13 protein-coding genes are annotated in these 18,648 nt (G+C 49.2%); 10 read left to right on the plus strand and 3 right to left on the minus strand.

Going from position 1 to position 18,648, the window contains the following annotated elements; genetic code table 11:
- Positions 1 to 3 precede the first annotated feature (3 nt).
- From KW844_RS03635 to KW844_RS03645, 3 genes are read left to right on the plus strand one after another with little or no spacing between them, the layout of a single operon-like run.
- Entirely contained in the window at positions 4 to 1,431 is a 1,428-nt protein-coding gene (locus KW844_RS03635; RefSeq protein WP_218375355.1) for a RagB/SusD family nutrient uptake outer membrane protein, read from the plus strand.
- 16 nt (positions 1,432 to 1,447) lie between these two features.
- The gene (locus KW844_RS03640; RefSeq protein ID WP_218375356.1) at positions 1,448 to 2,269 is read left to right on the plus strand and encodes a DUF4843 domain-containing protein; all 822 of its coding nucleotides are present in this window, start codon (positions 1,448 to 1,450) and stop codon (positions 2,267 to 2,269) included.
- Between the two features lie 28 nt (positions 2,270 to 2,297).
- Complete coding sequence (locus tag KW844_RS03645; RefSeq protein ID WP_218375357.1) at positions 2,298 to 3,875, plus strand: PKD-like family lipoprotein; 1,578 nt, start codon at positions 2,298 to 2,300, stop codon at positions 3,873 to 3,875.
- 79 nt (positions 3,876 to 3,954) lie between these two features.
- Here KW844_RS03645 and KW844_RS03650 read toward each other — a convergent pair whose 3' ends face one another.
- Positions 3,955 to 6,072, minus strand: a complete 2,118-nt coding sequence (locus KW844_RS03650; protein WP_218375358.1) for a glycoside hydrolase family 97 protein — start codon at positions 6,070 to 6,072, stop codon at positions 3,955 to 3,957.
- A gap of 398 nt (positions 6,073 to 6,470) precedes the next feature.
- On the opposite strand from KW844_RS03650, the gene KW844_RS03655 reads away from it, so the two are divergent.
- Positions 6,471 to 8,972 carry a discoidin domain-containing protein gene (locus KW844_RS03655; protein ID WP_218375359.1) on the plus strand — a complete coding sequence of 834 codons (2,502 nt, stop codon included), beginning with the start codon at positions 6,471 to 6,473 and terminating at the stop codon, positions 8,970 to 8,972.
- A gap of 139 nt (positions 8,973 to 9,111) precedes the next feature.
- Here the strand turns inward: KW844_RS03655 and KW844_RS03660 are convergent, their stop codons facing one another.
- Positions 9,112 to 10,095 (minus strand): lipid A-modifier LpxR family protein, encoded by a 984-nt coding sequence (locus KW844_RS03660; RefSeq protein ID WP_218375360.1) that lies wholly within the window; start codon positions 10,093 to 10,095, stop codon positions 9,112 to 9,114.
- A gap of 311 nt (positions 10,096 to 10,406) precedes the next feature.
- On the opposite strand from KW844_RS03660, the gene KW844_RS03665 reads away from it, so the two are divergent.
- The 6 genes from KW844_RS03665 to KW844_RS03690 all read left to right on the plus strand — a co-directional run bounded on the left by KW844_RS03665 (position 10,407) and on the right by KW844_RS03690 (position 17,250).
- Positions 10,407 to 11,948 carry an alpha-N-arabinofuranosidase gene (locus KW844_RS03665; protein ID WP_255578198.1) on the plus strand — a complete coding sequence of 514 codons (1,542 nt, stop codon included), beginning with the start codon at positions 10,407 to 10,409 and terminating at the stop codon, positions 11,946 to 11,948.
- A 130-nt stretch (positions 11,949 to 12,078) separates the two neighbouring features.
- Positions 12,079 to 13,767: a ribulokinase gene (locus tag KW844_RS03670; RefSeq protein ID WP_218375361.1), complete on the plus strand. Its 1,689-nt coding sequence runs from the start codon at positions 12,079 to 12,081 to the stop codon at positions 13,765 to 13,767.
- On the plus strand, positions 13,742 to 14,440 hold the full coding sequence (locus tag KW844_RS03675) for an L-ribulose-5-phosphate 4-epimerase (RefSeq protein ID WP_218375362.1): 699 nt from the start codon (positions 13,742 to 13,744) through the stop codon (positions 14,438 to 14,440). The genes KW844_RS03670 and KW844_RS03675 overlap by 26 nt, the downstream gene beginning before the upstream one ends.
- Before the next feature lie 11 nt (positions 14,441 to 14,451).
- Complete coding sequence (gene araA / locus KW844_RS03680; RefSeq protein WP_218375363.1) at positions 14,452 to 15,930, plus strand: L-arabinose isomerase; 1,479 nt, start codon at positions 14,452 to 14,454, stop codon at positions 15,928 to 15,930.
- Positions 15,931 to 16,049: 119 nt separating this feature from the next.
- Positions 16,050 to 16,355, plus strand: coding sequence for a hypothetical protein (locus tag KW844_RS03685; RefSeq protein WP_218375364.1), 306 nt, complete (start codon positions 16,050 to 16,052; stop codon positions 16,353 to 16,355).
- Positions 16,356 to 16,551: 196 nt separating this feature from the next.
- Complete coding sequence (locus tag KW844_RS03690) at positions 16,552 to 17,250, plus strand: NUDIX domain-containing protein (protein WP_218375365.1); 699 nt, start codon at positions 16,552 to 16,554, stop codon at positions 17,248 to 17,250.
- Positions 17,251 to 17,263: 13 nt separating this feature from the next.
- Here KW844_RS03690 and KW844_RS03695 read toward each other — a convergent pair whose 3' ends face one another.
- On the minus strand, positions 17,264 to 18,607 hold the full coding sequence (locus tag KW844_RS03695; protein ID WP_218375366.1) for an FGGY-family carbohydrate kinase: 1,344 nt from the start codon (positions 18,605 to 18,607) through the stop codon (positions 17,264 to 17,266).
- Positions 18,608 to 18,648: the final 41 nt, after the last annotated feature.

Genomic DNA, 18,648 nt, shown 5'->3' on the forward strand with positions numbered 1-18,648 from the left:
AAGATGAAAAATATCAAGAAAATATATGGACTCCACCTGTTATTATCGCTGCTGATCTGCTCCTGTAGTAAATGGCTGGATGTAAAGCCGGAAGACCGGATTACAGAAGAGGCAGTATTTAATGCTGAAAATAATGTGTCAGACGCGCTCACAGGAGTGTATGCCCAAATGGCTGATAATACCTTATACGGAAAGAATCTGACGCTGACCATACTTGATTTATTTGCGCAAAATTACTGGTGTACCAACACTACTTATCCATGGTATCAATTTGCGGCGATCAACCAGTCAGATGCTACTGTGTCCCAAAATCTACAGGCCGTATGGGGGAATATGTATATCGCAGTGGCCAATGTTAATAATTTTATTGAGAATATTGATAAAGCCCGGAACATCGCACCGGAAAGGATCAAATACTACAAGGGGCAGGCACTTGCATTACGCGCTTTCCTTTATTTTGATCTGTTGCGCATGTGGGGGCCCCGTTATTCCACCGCAGATTCTGTAAAAAATTCTATTCCTGTGTACAATAAGGTGAGTGTAGACGTGAGTGATTTCATACCAGCCACAAAAGTGATGGATACGATCTGCAGGGATATTAGTCAGGCAGAAGAGTTGCTGGCAGCAGATCCTGTAGCTACGGAGGGTTACAGGGGTTATAATAATTTGCGCATGAACCTTTTCAGTGTAAAAGCCCTGAAAGCCCGTGTATTCTTATACCGGAACAACAAGCCTGCTGCCTTTGCTGCTGCCAAAGAGGTGATTGCCGCCAATAACCCTAAGTTGTTTCCCTGGGTAAACCCGGATAACATCAAGCTCAATCAGGACAGTACAGATAAGGTTTTTGCTACGGAAGTGTTGTTCGGTATTTATAACCGCCAGCTGTATTCAAATCAGGTGGCGCTTTATGATGAAAATCTGCTGGACTTCCGCATCCTGGCGGGTGGCCGGATCACGGCACCGGCCACACAGAATTTCACAGATAAAATTTTTGAAAGTAAGCTGGAAGACTTCCGTTACAGCATATTGTGGCAGCTATCATCGCCACTCGGCTACCGCACTTTCAGGAGGTATGAAGATGTAAAGCTCACCAGCTATACCATGCGATATGTGCAACCGCTGATCCGGTTGAGTGAAGTGTATTACATAGCGGCAGAGGCGGACCCTGATCCGGTGGATGGGCTCAATTACCTGAACACCGTTATTGCCGCACGTGGCATCACCACTAAGATCACTGATCCTACGAAACTGGAGGCAGAAATATTGAAGGAATACCGCAAGGAGTTTATTGGGGAAGGACAGTTGTGGTTTTACTACAAGCGAAAGAATATTACACAGCTACCTACACCTAATGCCGCAAACGGTACCCTGAATGTAGATGCCGGCCGTTTTGTATTCGCTTACCCGGATTCTGAAATGTCTTCCAGATAATTAAAACGCATTAGATATGAAAAAAATTATCGTCATTATAGCAGCAGCTTGTATGCTTTGGTCCTGCCAGCATGAGCCGCTTCAATTGTTTGACCAGGAACAGGCAAAGAGTAATATTTACCTGAAGAAACCATTTGATGCCTCCCGGAAATCTTCCGGAACGTTGGTGCAGGATGATACGTTGAAATTTTTCTGGGTAGGTATGGGATTTTTGCCGGCAGAATTTAAAGACAGCGTGGTCTACTTTGCCGTACAGGTATCGGGTGTGCCGGCGGATCATGACCGTGCATATAAGGTGCTGGCGGTGGACTCCACCACAATGCAGGAAGGCCGCGACTATTCAATTACCCGGGCTATCATAGGTGCCGGCAGGTTTGTGGATAGTTTGAAGATTACCGTGCATCGAAATGCCAATATGAATACGACCCCGCTGCGATTGGATTTTATGCTGGCAGGTGGTCCGGAACTGAATGTAAATATGCCTTTTGCGAAAACCGCATTTACCTCCAACCGCGATTCTATCAACCTGCTGAAGTATACCCTGTATGGGGATAACAGCACCAGCAAGCCTTACCTGTGGACGAATACTTCCCTGGCTAACACTACCGTGGGCTATTTTGGTGATTACAGTGCGGAAAAAGTGATGCTGATGATAAAGGCGATGGGCTTGCAGATGACGGATTTTACCGTGATGCCCAAGACTGGATTTAACTTCAATAATTTTATTATCTGGTCAAGATATATGGTGTGGTGGTTTGCAAAGGAGGCTTCAGAAGGCCGCTTTTATACCAACCCTGACGGTACTGCTATGACGATGGGCCGCTATGCGCAAGGGTAATAATATCTCTCAAACACAAAACAAAAATATGCGAATTTCATATATACTGACGGCTGCTATTTTGTTCCTGTTGTTTACCGGATGCTATAAGGATCTGGGCAACTACGACTATGTGGCTATTAATTCGGCAGAAATAAAAGGGATAAAGGATACTGTGGTGGTAATGAATGGAGATTCTGCGTTCATTTCTCCGGAAATTACCTTCACAAAAGGTGGTGGCGAAAATGATTATACCTATAAGTGGATTCTCGTGGGAAATGCCGGCGCCTCTTCTAACAGGGTGTTATCTGAAAAGCGCAATCTGGCCGCGCTCATCCCGGTGACGTTGGGTACTTACGACATGTTTTTCCAGGTGAGAGAAACAGCAACAGGTATCCTTTGGCAAAAGCAATTTAAGTTAGCAGTTGTAGGAGCCATAAAACCACAGGGCTGGTTTGTGATGTCCGAAGTGAATGGGGCCACACGCCTGGATTATTACCAGGAAGATGCAGCATCACTTGGTACCTACCTGCAGGTTTATCGTGATTTTAGCCAGCGACTGGTTGATCCCACTGATGGTACCCAGCTGCGGTTTGCCGGTAAACCCAAGTTTATGAGTATATGGGCTAATACGGTTACCCCGGCAGAGGCAAGGGCAAAGACCTGGTTGTATGTGGGTACATCAGAGGGTATTGAAAAAGTAAATATCACAGATGGTTTTATCTGGAAAAAAACAAAATACAACTTCGAGATGGAGGCCATAAGTAAAATGTGCCAGCGTCCGGACTGGGTACGTGGACAAAACACTGGGGTAGGGTATGCCTACCAGGATAAAAAATTGTTCAAGAATAATGCGGTTGGATATCAGTGGTTTGATGTGCCTATTAACCAGATCAACGGACTGGTGTTTGATGTATCTCCGGTGATTGCCACTGTTTATAACCAGATCTTCATGCAATGCTTAATGTTTGATGTAACCAAAAAACGACTGTTGATGCATTATGGTGAAAACTCCAATACGGTGAAAGCGCTTGGAGCAGGGAACGGTTCGTTTAAACCAGACAGTTTAGGCATGGATGTGGTATGGTTAGGCTATACACCTGTTCAGGGAGGACTCGGACTTGGGGTATTTGATGATGGTAAAGGAAAGCGCTTCCTGGCAAGGCTTACCTGGAAATATATCAACGGTATAGCAGAACCGTTTGCCATGGATGATATAACTTCACTTACGGATATTACCAAGGCAGATTTTTATGCAGTGGATGAAAGGTATGGTTACCTGTTTTATAGTGCCGGTAATAAAGTGTACCGCTATAACACAGATACAAAGGAGTTGATTGTATTCAGGGAGTATCCCTCCAACTTTAAGATCAGTATGATGAAGGCGCGTACGAATCCACAGATAAATGCCTGGATATATGTGTCGGTAAACCCGAATCCGGCGGTAACCAGGCAGCTGGAACCCGGATTAATAGGCTTACAGGTAGGCGTATACGACCCGTCGATGCCGGATGTATCCGGTAAGGTGGATGTGCTTAAAATCACGCCTGATCCAACTCCTGCAACATTATATTATACTTTATCCGGCTTGGGTAAGGTAGTAGCGGCAGATTATTTGTATCAGTAGTCCTTGGGCTCTCTCGTAATATCAGGAACAAAAAAAGACAGCCGCCGGCTGTCTTTTTTTGTTCCTGATCAGGAGATAGTTATTTCTTCTCTTCCACAAAACTAATCGCATAACCGCCGCCAGGTGCCACATAAGTAGCCAGTTTCGATTTATTCGTAACCGTTACCTTTTTAATCGTATAGGCTTGTGGGTTAGTTTTATAATGTGCATCTTTTGCATCCGCATAAATAGTAGCAGTATATTTTTTACCCGGTTCCAGGAAACTGAGACTGATATTGGAGGTACGGGCACTATCACCTTGTACGCTGCCGAGGAACCATTGTCCTGTGCCTTTCGCTTTACGCGCCACTGTTACATACTGCCCTGGTTCTGCTTCCAGGTACTGGCTGTCGTCCCAGTCAACCGCTACATCTTTAATAAACTGGAATGCATCTTTAAATCGCATATAATGTTCCGGTAAATCGGCTGCCATTTGCAGGGGGCTATACATAGTGAGATATAAAGCCAGCTGGTTGGCGAGTGTACTGTTTACATGCGAATGGTTATCGGGATTGATTTTATCGATGTCCATTTCGAAAATGCCGGGAGTATAATCCATCGGTCCACCAACGAGGCGGGTAAATGGCAGGATGGTTACGTGATTCGGTTTATTCCCTCCAAATGCCTGGTACTCGGTACCTCTGGCGGCTTCGTTGCCGATCAGGTTTGGCCACGTACGTGCGATACCGGTAGGCCGTACCGCTTCGTGGGCGTTAACCATAATACCGTAGTCCGCTGCTTTTTCGATGGCTGTTTGGTAATGGTTCAAAATCCACTGGCTGTAATGGTGTTCCCCGCGAGGAAGGATATTACCTACATAGCCGCTCTTAACGGCATCGTAGCCATTCTCCCGCATGAATTTATAGGCAGTATCCATATGGCGTTCGTAGTTGCGTACGGAGCCGGAGGTTTCGTGATGCATAATGATTTTCACGCCTTTTGAAGCAGCGTAGGATTGCAATGCTTTCACATCGAAGTCAGGATACGGTGTTACAAAATCGAACACATAATCTTTCGAGTTGCCGAACCAGTCTTCCCAGCCTACGTTCCAGCCTTCTACCAGTACTGCGTCGAAGCCGTTTTCAGCGGCAAAATCGATGTACTTTTTTACATTGGCATTGTTGGCGCCGTGTGTGCCGTTTGGTTTGGCGTGTACAAAGTCAGTGGTGCCCAGCTGTACAGTGGGGTATTGGTTGGTGTACGACCAGGTGGATTTGCCTGTGATCATTTCCCACCATACACCTACATATTTCACTGGTTTGATCCAGTCGGTATTTTTAATTTTCGTAGGCTCGTTGAGGTTATAGGTCATTTTGCTGGCCAGGATATCGCGGGCATCATTGCTCACGATGATGGTACGCCATGGGCTCTGGCAGGGGGCCTGCATATAGCCTTTGGCGCCCTGTGCGTCAGGGGTGAGCCACGACTGGAACACGAAGTTTTTATCGTCCAGGTCCAGGTGCATGCAGGAGTAGTTGATCAGCGCTGCTTCGTGCAGGTTGATGTAGATACCGTCTGCTGACTTCATCATCAGCGATGTTTGTACACCGGTGGGGGAGAAGGTGGTTTGAGAGACATTTGGTGTAACCGCTTTGCTCATCAGCCCCCTGATTTCAGAGAGTTTGGAGGTGGTGTAATCGTACTCCTGTGTGTCATAGTCGCCCGGAATCCAGAAGGCGGTATGATCACCGGTCATGGCGAACTGTGATTTTTCTTCTGCGATAACGAAGTTGGTCAGGTTTTTCTGCGCCGGGAATTCGTAGCGGAAAGCCAGCCCGTCGTTGAAGAGGCGGAAGCGAATAATGATGTGGCGGTTGGTTTCCTGTTGTTGCAGGGTTACGGCCATTTCATTATACTGATTACGGATGGTTTTAACCTCACCCCATACCGGGTTCCAGCTCTCGTTTACCTGCGCGTTGGCGGTGTTGGAGATGGTGAAGCCATGGAGCAGCGGCTGTTTATCATTTTTCAGTTCCAGGCCCAGTGTACTCTGTTTGATGACTGGTTTGCCTTTGTAGCTCAGCTGGTAGGCAGGGCTGCCATCCTGGAGCAAACTAAAGCTCATGGTAAATTGGTCATTCGGTGATTTTAATTCCTGTGCATAGGTGATACAGCAACATAGCAACCACGTGGAAATCAATAAAATGTACTTCTTCATATTGATACTTGGATATTTGTCTTTTGTTCTCAGTTTCCCAAACCTGAAAACTACTATAAATGGTGGTGATGGCCATTTGTGTGTGTATAAGGAAAAATGTCGTTTGTATAAGAAAAGATGCCGTTGGTATCAAGGAAAATTGGGGTTTAAAAGCTGCGGTGAAAAAAATACCGTAAACAGCGAAAGGAGTATTAGTGGTTTTTTGTGGTTGAAATCCTTTGTGGTAAAGGCTTACGGTTTAAAATTACCGATTTTTGCAATCGTTTGCAATTCGATGGATTTTTACTATTTTTAGTATACAAAATTTTGTTCCACTTTATGAGAATAGTGTGTGAGTCCCCGTCACACAAATGCGCTGTTGTGTAAACCAAAATCTATCATTATTTAAAATCACCCAAATGATTCCCGTTCTCTACTCACGGTTAAACCGTTGTGCCCACAAGTGGCTGTTGTTACTCCTGTTTGTATTTACCACGTTACAACTATCTGCGGCCACTATTAATGTCAGTTCTCTATCCGCCCTGCAAACAGCGATCAATAGTGCTGTTGCGGGGGATGTAATTATCCTTGCCAATGGTGTATACACTGCCAGCACCGACATCTCCATCAATAAACAAGGTACTGCCTCACAGCCTATTACCATTCAGGCGCAAACGATTGGTGGGGTGGAAATCAATGGTACTGCGGGGATTAATATTGTGAGTCCTGCGAAGTACATCATCATTAAAGGTTTCAAATTTAAGTTCAATGCCAGCCAGGCTACCATGGCCACTGGTACGAGCTTTTGCCGCTGGACGCGCAACCTGTTTGAAACACCTGGCGATGGTGAAAACCTGCTGCTGAATGGTAATGACCACGAAGTGGACTACAATACCTTTCAGCATAAAAATGCAATGGGCCGCTTTATTGCGGTACGCGGGAGTGGCAGCCAGATTGCGCAGCGCCTGCATATCCATCACAATTATTTTTATGATCAGCAACCGCAAACTGCCAATGGCGCTGAAACATTACAGTTTGGGCTGAGCGGATTGAGCTTATCATCTTCCAATAGTATTGTAGAGTATAATGTATTTGAGGGTTGTGAGGGAGAGAATGAAATGATCTCCATCAAAGCTTCCGCAGTAACACTGCGCTACAACACTATCAGGGATTGCGTTTCACAGTTTACCCTGCGACACGGTAATTTCTGTAACGTGTATGGCAACTATTTTTTGAACACGCAGGGTATCCGCATCTTCGGAGATGACCACAAAGTATACAGTAACCATTTCGAAAATTGTAGTCCCGGTATAAACATCGGGAATGGCGATGGAGAGGTGGCTGATGGTGCCGCGCTGACCAGTCATGACCGGCCGGACCGCTGCGTGATTGCATTCAATACCCTCGTGAATTGTGCTACCAATTATGTACAAGCTGGCCGCAGCGGTGGTTTAGGCGCCACCTATACTACCTTCGTAAACAATATCATTCAGGGCGGTGGTGCAGCTGCTTCTATCGCCGGCCCCTATACGAATGCTACCTGGGGTGGAAATATTTTGTACAGCACCAGTGGCGCAGGAGCGGTGCCTTCCGGTACCTATACTACCGGTAATCCTTTGCTGGCAAGGGATGCCACCGGTACCTTCCACATTCAGAGCGGCAGCCCGGCCATTAATGCGGCTACTGGCAGCTATAGTACACTGAATACGGATATGGATGGCCAATCGCGCAGTGGCACCTTTGATATTGGTGCGGACGAAGTGTCCACCGCCGCGGTAACTGCCCGCATCCTGGATGGCACTATGGTAGGCGTAAACGGCTCCGACACCCCCGTGGGTACCTGCGTGCCTGCCAGCGCCAGTGCGGATGATGGCAATGTGCCCGCCAATGTGCTGGACGGGGATACGCTCACCCGCTGGTCCGCCAGTGGCAACGGCCAATGGATTCAGTTTTGCCTGGATAACATCGTGTCGGTTTCAGCGGTGAAAATAGCTTTCTACAATGGAGACAGCAGGATCAGTACTTTCGACGTGCTTGCCAGCAACGACGGCAGCAGCTTTAGTACGGTAGTTGCCGGCCTCACCAGCAGCGGTGCTTCCAGGGTGCTGGAAACGTTCAGTTTTACACCGGTATCTGCAAAATATATACGCATTGTAGGCCATGGCAACAACGTAAATGCCTGGAACAGCTTTACCGAAGTGCAGGTAGTAACCGGTACCACCCCCTGTGTGCCCGTGATCGCCAGTGCGGACGATGGGAACGTGCCTGCCAATGTGTTGGACGGGGATCTGAACACGCGCTGGTCTGCCAGTGGTAATGGCCAGTGGATACAGCTCTGCCTCGGTACAGCGCAAAGCGTTTCAGGGGTTAAAATCGCCTTCTTCAGCGGTAATACCCGTACGAGCACATTTGATGTGAAGGTGGGAAATGATACCAGTAGCCTTACCACGGTAGCCACCGGACTTGTAAGCAGCGGTACCTCCACTGCGCTGGAAACGTTCAACTTCACAGCCCTAACGGGTAAGTATGTACGAATAGTTGGTCATGGTAACAGCACTAACTTATGGAACAGTTATGCCGAAGTGCAGGCGATTACTGGTAGTTCGCTGGATGCCATTACCGGCAGCGCCATGCTGGCTGCTACGCCGAAGCTGGCAGTTACTACTACAGAGCAGCTGGATATCTATCCGAATCCTGCCGGCCTTCAGACCACGGTTTCGTTTACCCTTAAGCAGCCTGCGCGTGTAGCCCTGAATTTGTATGATGTCAGCGGAAGATTTATCCGCCATATTGTGGGTGGTAAATTGCCTGCAGGTAAGCATACTTATACGGTGCCATTGTCGGATGTGAGCAGTGGAAATTATCTGCTGATACTCAACAATGAGGGCAGGTTGAGCACTGGCCGCATCAGCAGGCAGTAAAATTAAAGTGGAACAAAATCTTGTAGAGCCGCCATGCTGGCGGCTCCTCGCTAAAGTCCCCGCTAATATCCCTACTGTAATCAATTGATTTTTTGGGAGAAGGAGGAGATCTTATCGGGGAGCCGCCAGTATGGCGGCTTTACCATGAATAATAGATTGATAAATTTCCGGTCTCCATATCCGACAGCCCATTTACCACTGGCGTAGTTGTTTTCTGGGAGATGGAAAAGCCCCACCGCTGAATGCTGGCGGCAATGCTGACGTCGAGCCGGGGCAGGATCTTATGCTGTGCGAACGGTCTTTCGTCCGCCGGCTGGGCAGCTGGGTAGGGGAGACTGCTAAAGTACCCTCCGCTCACCAGGCTGTTGTGGAAGTTGGCGGACAGGCTCGGACGTATGGTGCCATATAATTGCCAGTTATCCCCGGAGCTGTATTGCTGGATATAACCATTGTAGTAGGGCGTCATGCGGCCAATGCGGATATTGGAATAGACGGCCATGCCGTTTACCATGGTGCCAAGGAATCCCTGGGCGCCGCCGCTCACCTGGAGGTAATCGCCTGCGGCCACCAGTTCCTTTTCTACAATTATATTGAGGTTGAGCAGCAGGTCGGTTTTGAGTTGTTTGTCCCAGCCGGCCGGCTTGCGATAATTCATAATGCTGTGGATAAGGCGCTGGGTTGATTCTGCCAGTGCAGGTGGGCCCATTACGCCCAGCAGGAGTTCCGTTTGTATGTTGTATTTTTTTTCCGGGTTGGAGGAGTGCTGGGTATGTGTCACGAACAATCCACCGGAGTAGTAAAAGTCAGCAGGGTCCGGGTCTGGCGTCATCAGCCGGGACGGGGTGAACATCGTTTGCATAAAACCGTATCCATAGGTGTTCACACTGGCTTTTCCCGCCTTCGGCATCCAGCAGTCCATGATGGAGCGCGACCGCTCTTTAGGCTGGTAAAAGAGGTCGAAGCGGGTGCCGTTGGTATACGCCTCGTCGTTGTCAAAACTGGTGAAGTTGATGAAGTCATTGTCTTCATACAACCTGAACATTTTCGTATACTCCTTTTTTTGCTGTGCCTGTGCGGCTGCGGTGATCAGCAGTAACAGGCACAAACGCGTTAGTGTCTTCATTCCTGGCGCTCGTTTCTTAATAGAACCTGAAATTAAGGGAAAGGTTCGAGAAATGACAGGGTGAATGGGGAAATTAATGGGGGATTATCATGTGGGGTAGTGTTACCAGATTGAGTTCAGTGCTGAACGCCATCGTTTGTAGGAAAGATGGGGTTTTCGCGGTGTCCGTATATCCTCCCGAAACCCCGGTAGGGGTAATTTTATGAACGGTAAAATATTTTCCAGTTAATAATTGTTAATCTGACAATTAATTTGTTTTTTTGAGTATAGGACGGTCCACGTCGTCAATGATAAACATGTAATACCTCGTTATGAAACAATTTCGTTATTTCCGCCTGGGTATAATGGGTTTGCTGCTCTCATGGCAGGCCACCAGTGCGCAAAACAAAGCCAGCTTTATTACTGATTCTACCGGTCCGGTGATCAACCGGGATATTTACGGACATTTTGCGGAACACCTCGGCAACTGCATTTACGGCGGTTTTTTTGTGGGTGATACCTCACATATCCCCAACAGCAGCGGTGTACGTAAAGATGTAATTGCCGCACTTAAAAACTTAAATATTCCCAACCTGCGCTGGCCGGGCGGTTGCTTTGCGGATACTTACCATTGGAAAGATGGTATTGGTCCGCAGGCAAAAAGGCCTACCATCGTAAACACCTGGTGGGGGAATGTGACAGAAGATAACAGTTTTGGTACGCATGACTTCCTGAATATGTGTGAGGAGCTGGGTGCGGAGCCTTATTTATCGGGCAACGTGGGCAGCGGTACCGTGCAGGAGCTCAGCGACTGGGTACAGTATACCAACTTCAAGGGAAAAAGCCCGATGTCGGATTTACGGGCCAACAATGGCCGGGCCACCCCCTGGCAAGTGAAGTACTGGGGTATTGGCAACGAAGCCTGGGGCTGCGGTGGTAATATGCGTGCAGAATACTATGCAGATGAATTCCGTAAATATGCCACCTTTATGAGCAACAGCGGTGGTAAACTCTTCCGCATTGCATCCGGCGCCAACTCTTCCGATTACAACTGGACGGAAGTCTTGATGCGCAACATTCCGAAAGGACTTATTGAAGGGATTGCCTTGCACCACTATGCGGTGATCCGTTGGGAAGGCAAAGGTCCTGCGGTGAAATTCAATGAAGAGCAATATTTCGCTTCCATGCGTTCGGCCCTGTTTATGGACACCCTGGTAACCCGCCACAGCGCCATCATGGATAAGTACGATCCAAAGAAAAAAATAGCTTTAGTGGTAGACGAATGGGGTGGCTGGTACGATGTGGAAGAAGGCACCAACCCGGGATTCCTCTTTCAGCAAAATACCATGCGCGATGCCGTGCTGGCAGGATCTACCCTCAATATCTTTAATAACCACGCCGACAGGGTACGCATGGCCAACCTGGCCCAGGCAATCAATGTGCTGCAGTCTGTTATTCTTACCAAGGGAGATACAATGATCCTGACACCCACTTACCACGTAATGGAAATGTACAAAGTGCACCAGGATGCTACCCTGATTCCAATGACGGTTCACGCCAACGACTATACGTATGGCAAAGAAAAACTCCCGGCAGTATCGGTATCCGCTTCCAAAGATAAAAATGGTGTCTCCCATATCACTTTGGTAAACATTGATGCCGGTAAAACGCAGGAGATCACGATAGACACGAAAAATGCTGCTTACAAAAACGTAAGCGGCCGTGTGCTGACCTCCGCCAAACTGCAGGATTATAACAGTTTTTCCCGCCCTGACCGCATTAAGCCGGTGGCCTTCAATGGTGCTACCCTTAAGAGTGGTACGCTGGCAGTGAAGCTGCCGCCGTTTTCTGTGGTGGAGCTGACGTTGCAATAGTCATTTAGTTACAGTTTTGGTGGCACCTGCGGTGCCACCAAAACTGTAAAATCCCTGGAACCGAAGGTTCCAGGGATTTTACAGTAAAAAATATATACCCATTTTTATAATTGTCATACAAACAATTAATATGAGCAGCCAATATGTGATAGGAGTTGACTACGGCACTGACTCGGTCCGCACCATCGTAGTAGACGCCGGCAACGGCAACGAGGTGGCATCCGCTGTAGTGCACTATCCCCGCTGGAAGCAAGGCCTTTACTGCAACGCCGCAGAAAGCCGCTTCCGCCAGCACCCACTCGACTATATCGAAGGCCTGGAAACAGGCATCCGTAAAGCTTTGGCCCAGGCAGGGCCCGAGGTGGCTGCCGCCGTAGTAGCTATTTCGGTTGATACCACCGGCTCCACACCAGTTGCCGTGGACGCCACGGGTACGCCACTGGCACTACTGCCGGCGTTTCAGGACAACCCCAACGCCATGTTCGTGCTTTGGAAGGATCATACCTCTATCCGCGAAGCCGCTGAAATAAATGCCACCGCCGCCACCTTCCCGGGCAACTACCTGCGTTTTGTGGGAGGCATCTATTCTTCCGAATGGTTCTGGGCTAAACTGCTGCATATCCTTCGGGCAGATGAAAAGGTACGTAAGGCCACCCATAGCTGGGTGGAGCACTGCGACTGGATTCCGTTTCTGCTTACCGGTGGCACCAATGCCGCGGACCTCAAAAGAGGCATCTGCAGCGCCGGTCACAAAGCTCTATACGCCGCCGAATTCGGTGGACTGCCGCCGGAAGAATTCTTTACCGCCATAGATCCGCTATTGGCAGGCTTTCGCGCCCGCCTGTTCGATAAAGCCTACACCAGCAGTGAAGCCGCCGGACAGCTGTCGCCCCAATGGGCCGAACGCCTGGGACTGCGTACATCCGTTACCGTGGGTATCGGTGCCTTTGACGCCCACATGGGCGCAGTAGGTGGCCAGATAGAACCATACCATCTCTCCAAAGTAATGGGTACCTCTACCTGCGATATGCTGGTAGCCCCCATGGAAGAGGTAAACGATACACTGGTAAAAGGGATCTGCGGACAAGTGCCCGGATCGGTAATACCCGGCATGATGGGTATGGAAGCGGGGCAGTCGGCCTTTGGCGACTGCTACGCCTGGCTGAGCAACGTGCTGGCCTGGCCACTGCAGCACCTCCTGCCCGACACACCCGAAGCTGCCCACCTCAAACAAACGCTGCTGGATAAGATGATTCCGGAACTCTCCCGCCAGGCAGCCCTGCTCCCGCCGGAAGAATCCAGTGAACTGGCCATCGACTGGCTCAACGGACGCCGTACTCCTGACGCCAACCAGGAACTCAAAGGCAGCATCACCGGCCTGCAACTGGCCACAGATGCACCGCGACTCTTCCGCGCCATTGCCGAGGCCACCTGCTTTGGCGCCAAAGCCATCGTGGAGCGCTTTGAAAGAGAAGGCGTGCCCGTGAAAGGTCTGATAGGCATAGGCGGCGTAGCCAAAAAATCTGCCTTCATCATGCAGATGATGGCAGACGTGATGAACATGCCAATCCGCATCCACCGCTCCGAACAAACCTGCGCCCTCGGCGCCGCCATGTTTGCCGCCACCGCCGCTGGCGTGTACAGCAAAGTGGAAGACGCCATGGAAGCCATGGGACAAGGCTTTGAAAAAGAATACCTCCCGGATCACTCACGGGTAAGCATATACGCAAAAAGATACCAGCGCTACAAAGCACTGGGCGAATTCACCGCTACACTTACTAAAACCAAAGCACATGCAGCCCTATCAGACATTGCGTGAGGAAGCATATGCTGCCAACATGCAGCTGCCTGCGCTAGGCCTGGTGATCTTCACCTTCGGCAACGTGAGCGCTGCCGACCGCAGCAAAGGCCTCTTCGCTATCAAACCCAGCGGCGTACCGTACGAGGAGTTGTCGCCCGACAAAATGGTCATCGTCGACTTTGATGGTAAAACCGTTGACGGTCAGCTCCGGCCATCGTCCGATACCCTCACCCACGCTGTGTTATACAAACACTGGGAAGGTATTAACGGTATCGTACACACGCACTCCACCTATGCGACTGCATGGGCACAGAGTCAGCGCGACATACCGCTCTTCGGCACCACCCACGCCGATCACAACACCGTGGATATTCCCTGCGCCGCTCCAATGTCCGACGAAATGATTGCCGGCGACTATGAATACCAAACCGGCTTCCAGATCATGGATGCACTTACCCAACGAGGACTTACCTACCACGATATTGAAATGGTGCTCGTAGGCAACCACGCCCCCTTTACCTGGGGCAAAACCGCCGCCAAAGCAGTGTACAACAGCGCCGTGCTGGAGTCCATCGCACAAATGGCGCAACTCACTGAAAGCATCAACCGCAACGCACCGCGACTAAAAGATGCACTTATTCGCAAACATTTTGAACGTAAGCACGGACCTAACTCCTACTACGGGCAATAAATTCATACGTTATGATCAACCTGAAAACACTCGAACTCTGGTTCATTACAGGCAGCCAGCACCTCTACGGAGAAGAAACACTGAAGCAGGTAGCTGCACACAGCCAGGAAATTGCCGCTTCTTTAAGTAACGATAAACGTATGCCCGTTACCGTGGTATACAAGCCGGTAGTCACCACACCGGAAGAAATTTACAACGTGTGTATGGAGGCCAGCGTGAGCAAAAACTGCATCGGCGTGATCACCTGGATGCACACCTTTTCACCGGCGAAAATGTGGATACGCGGCCTCAAAGCCTTATCCAAGCCTATCTGCCACCTGCATACCCAATACAACCGCGATATCCCGTGGCAGTTTATTGACATGGACTTCATGAACCTGAATCAGAGCGCCCATGGCGACCGTGAATTTGGTTTTATGATGAGTCGCATGCGCATGAACCGCAAAGTAATCACCGGTCACTGGCAGGATGCTGATGTGCTGGAAGAACTGGGAGCATGGGCACGTGTAGCCGCCGGCTGGAACGACTGGCAAGGCGCCCGCTACGTACGCTTCGGCGATAACATGCGCTTTGTAGCCGTTACCGACGGTGATAAAGTGGAAGCTGAATCCATGTTCGGTTTCTCCTGTAATACCCATGGTATCGGGGACCTCGTACATGTCATCAACCAGATCGGAGATGGTGAAGTGGATAACCTGGTAAAAGAATACGCGGACGCCTATACGATTTCGGGTAACCTGCTCATGGACCCCGCCCTGCGCGATGCCGCCAGGATAGAGCTGGGCATGAAAGCCTTCCTGGAAGCGGGTAACTACAAAGGTTTCTCTGATACCTTTGAAGACCTGCATGGTATGATCCAATTGCCGGGTATTGCCGTACAGCGCCTTATGCAGGCAGGCTATGGCTTTGCCGGTGAGGGCGACTGGAAAACAGCTGCCCTGGTACGCGCAATGAAAGTGATGGGCCATGGGCTCCCTGGCGGTAACTCCTTCATGGAAGATTATACCTACCACTTTGAACCAGGCAATGAAATGGTACTGGGTGCGCACATGCTGGAAATTTGCTCCTCCATCGCTGCCGGCAAACCTTCCTGTGAGAAGCATCCGCTGGGTATCGGTGGTAAAGCTGATCCGGTACGCCTTGTGTTCAACGTTGCTCCTGGTGAAGCGCTCAATGCTTCCCTGGTAGATATGGGTAACCGCTTCCGCCTCGTGGTAAACGAAGTACAGGCCGTAGCACCTCCAAGAGAGCTGCCACAACTGCCGGTTGCACGCGTACTCTGGAAGCCTTATCCGGATATGAAAACCGCCTGCACCTCCTGGATACTCGCAGGTGGCGCACACCATACCTGTTACAGTCAAAATGTGACTTCGTCCCAGCTGCAGGACTTTGCCGGTATCGCCGGAATTGAAATGCTGCTGATCGACCAGGATACACAGCTGCGCCAGTTTGAAAATGAAATCAGGTGGAATGATGCGAGTTTTCGTTAATAGTAGCGATCTTTGAGTGGTTTGGTATTTTAAGTATTCCGCTCTTTCCCCGAAGGCGAAAGAGCGGAACAGCAGAGGGGCCAAAGGTCCCTCTGCTATTAGAAATGATCACCTCACTTATGAAAAAAACTGCTTTCCTTGGTATTTCCGCGCTGCTGCTCATCTTTGCCTGTTTACTTGCTTCCGGCTTAATTTATAGGACAATTTTCGTAGTTGCTATTTTTATTGCCTTTATCACCGGTGGTTTGATATTGCTTGATATGCAGCAGGATATAAACGAAAGACGGCGGGAATTACCGCCGGAAGAGCAGCTTTTATTGGAGCGCCGCCAGTTTAGAATAACATTGATTACCGGGGGTATTTTCCTGGTGTTAGCGGTAGGATTAGTACTGTTTAATATCTGGAAGAACCGGGATAACATATAAACAGGGCCATGATTACGGTCAGTTTTTCCAGGTTTACCTTCGGGATAAACCCGGAGCAGCTAAGGACTTCAGCTCATTAGCTCCTCCGGTATCCACCACAAAAATGACGACTATCACCCCAAATAATTTATCATCTTCCCCCGAAGCAATCACTTATCTTTGCTGCACGGGAAGATGATCCCTTTTTAATTCAGTTATGAAAAAGTACTCGCAACAAACCAGGATGCTCCTGGCAGTGGACTGTATTATATTCGGATTTGACGGGCAGGATCTCAAGCTGTTACTTATCCAGCGCGGGTTTCAGCCAAGAAAAGGAGAGTGGAGCCTGGTAGGAGGGTTCGTTCAACCCGATGAGAGTGCTGACGCTGCCGCAGCAAGGATTCTCAAAAAACTTTCCGGCCTCGATGGCATCTATATGGAGCAGCTGCATACCTTCAGTCACCCGCAGAGGGACACGGTAGAACGTACCGTATCAGTTGCCTACACGGCGCTCATAGACCTGCAGAAATTCAAGCAGCACCTGCATGAAGATTTCCACGCTGTCTGGTTTCCTATCAATCAACATCCGGAACTGATTTTCGACCACCAGCTGATGGTGAATAAAGCCAAGGAGCAACTACGCTATAAAGCAGCACTGCACCCGTTATTGCTGGAACTGATGCCTTCCAAATTCACGATCCCGCAGCTACAGCAGTTGTATGAATCAGTATACAATTCAGAATTTGATAAAGGTAATTTCTCCCGCAAAATACTGTCCACCAAATTGCTGGTGAAACTGGCAGATAAAGATAAGTTGAACTCCAAGAAAGGAGCCTTTTATTACCGGATCGACCGGAAGCGCTACGACGCTAATAAGCAGGCCTTTTTAAACTTTGTACCTGATCCTAAAATTTAGGATCAGGTATTATTTATTCCGCCATGGTGGGAAGGCCACCAGCATAGTATTTCAATTCTATAATCCCATTCGGAATCATCTTTGAATTCCAGGAATGGTGAATGGCCAAAGCGGCGCCCATAGCCGTTGCCTGTGCCATGGAAGCGGCAAAGACTTCTATCCCGTTAAACAGCATGGCCAGCATGTTCATATAAATCTGGTTTTTGCTGAATCCTCCATCTACAAATATGCGTTTTACACCACCATTGTTCATCACCAGTTGGGTGGCGTGGTATTGTTGCGTGGCCAGGTCAAATAACAGCTGGTGGTAGGCCTCCGTATCATCTGTGAAGATGCTGAGGTCGCGGTCAGCGAAGTTGCCCGCCGGTCGCAAGGTAATAGCCGGCTGGTAGTCCATATGCCGGTATTTCATGGCGGCCTGACCAAAGTGTGCGGAGATGCGTTTCAGTTGCTGCTCGTGCTCATAGCCTGCAAAGAGTCGGGACGCCTTTACCGGGTTACCCTGGTAGGTCATGTAGCAGAGGCAGTCCTGGCGGAGCTCTTCAGCGGTGAGCGGGGAGTTGTTAAACGGGTTGAGGCTGATACACCAGGTACCGGTGCTCAGTAGAATAAACGGCTCATGAAAGCATACCAGGTAAGGGATCAGTGCTGCGGAGCTATCGTGCAGGCCGGTGCCTATCTGGTAGCCTCCTCCTGGAAACAGTGCTGGCAACACCTGGGAGGCCGGCATTACCGGTGCCAGCTTTTCGTATATACCTTCCTGATGTACCCATTGGTGGTATTTATTCTCTCCAAAATTCCAGAGGTTGGTATGACAACCAATGCTGGTAAGGTCGGTGGCGGCCTGGCCGGTGAGCAGGTAGCTCATATATTGTGGCAGGTGCAACGCATAGCGGGTGGAGCGGAACACGTCCGGGCGTTCATGCTTGAGCCGGTATAGCTGCATGCCTGAATTGAGGCTGCCGAGTACGGGCGAGGCTGTTTGCACAGAGAAAATATCTTCTCCCCCATAATCCTGATAAAACTGCTGCTGCAAGGCGGCAGGGTAGGGTTTCAGGTAATTATAAAGGGGGGTAAGCGGGTTACCATCTTCATTTACATACACAAAACTTGCCCCATAAGTGGAGAAGTTGATGGCTTTGATCTCTACCTCTTTCTTTTTGAAAACTTCACGCAGGGAATCAAACACAGACAGGCGAAGACTTTCGAGGTTTTCGCATGGATCTCCGTCTTCATCTGTTGTTTCATTGAATCGGGCTGTTCTTTCAAAAATAAGCTGGTACTGTTCATCAAACAGGAACAGTTTCTTGTTGGTTTTACCAACATCGAATACGACTATAACGGGAATCTTTTTCATGCCTCAAGGATTTGGGGCCAACGCATGAATGGCTGAACTTG

Source organism: Chitinophaga sp. sic0106, from assembly GCF_019219075.1.
Taxonomy (GTDB): Bacteria; Bacteroidota; Bacteroidia; order Chitinophagales; family Chitinophagaceae; genus Chitinophaga.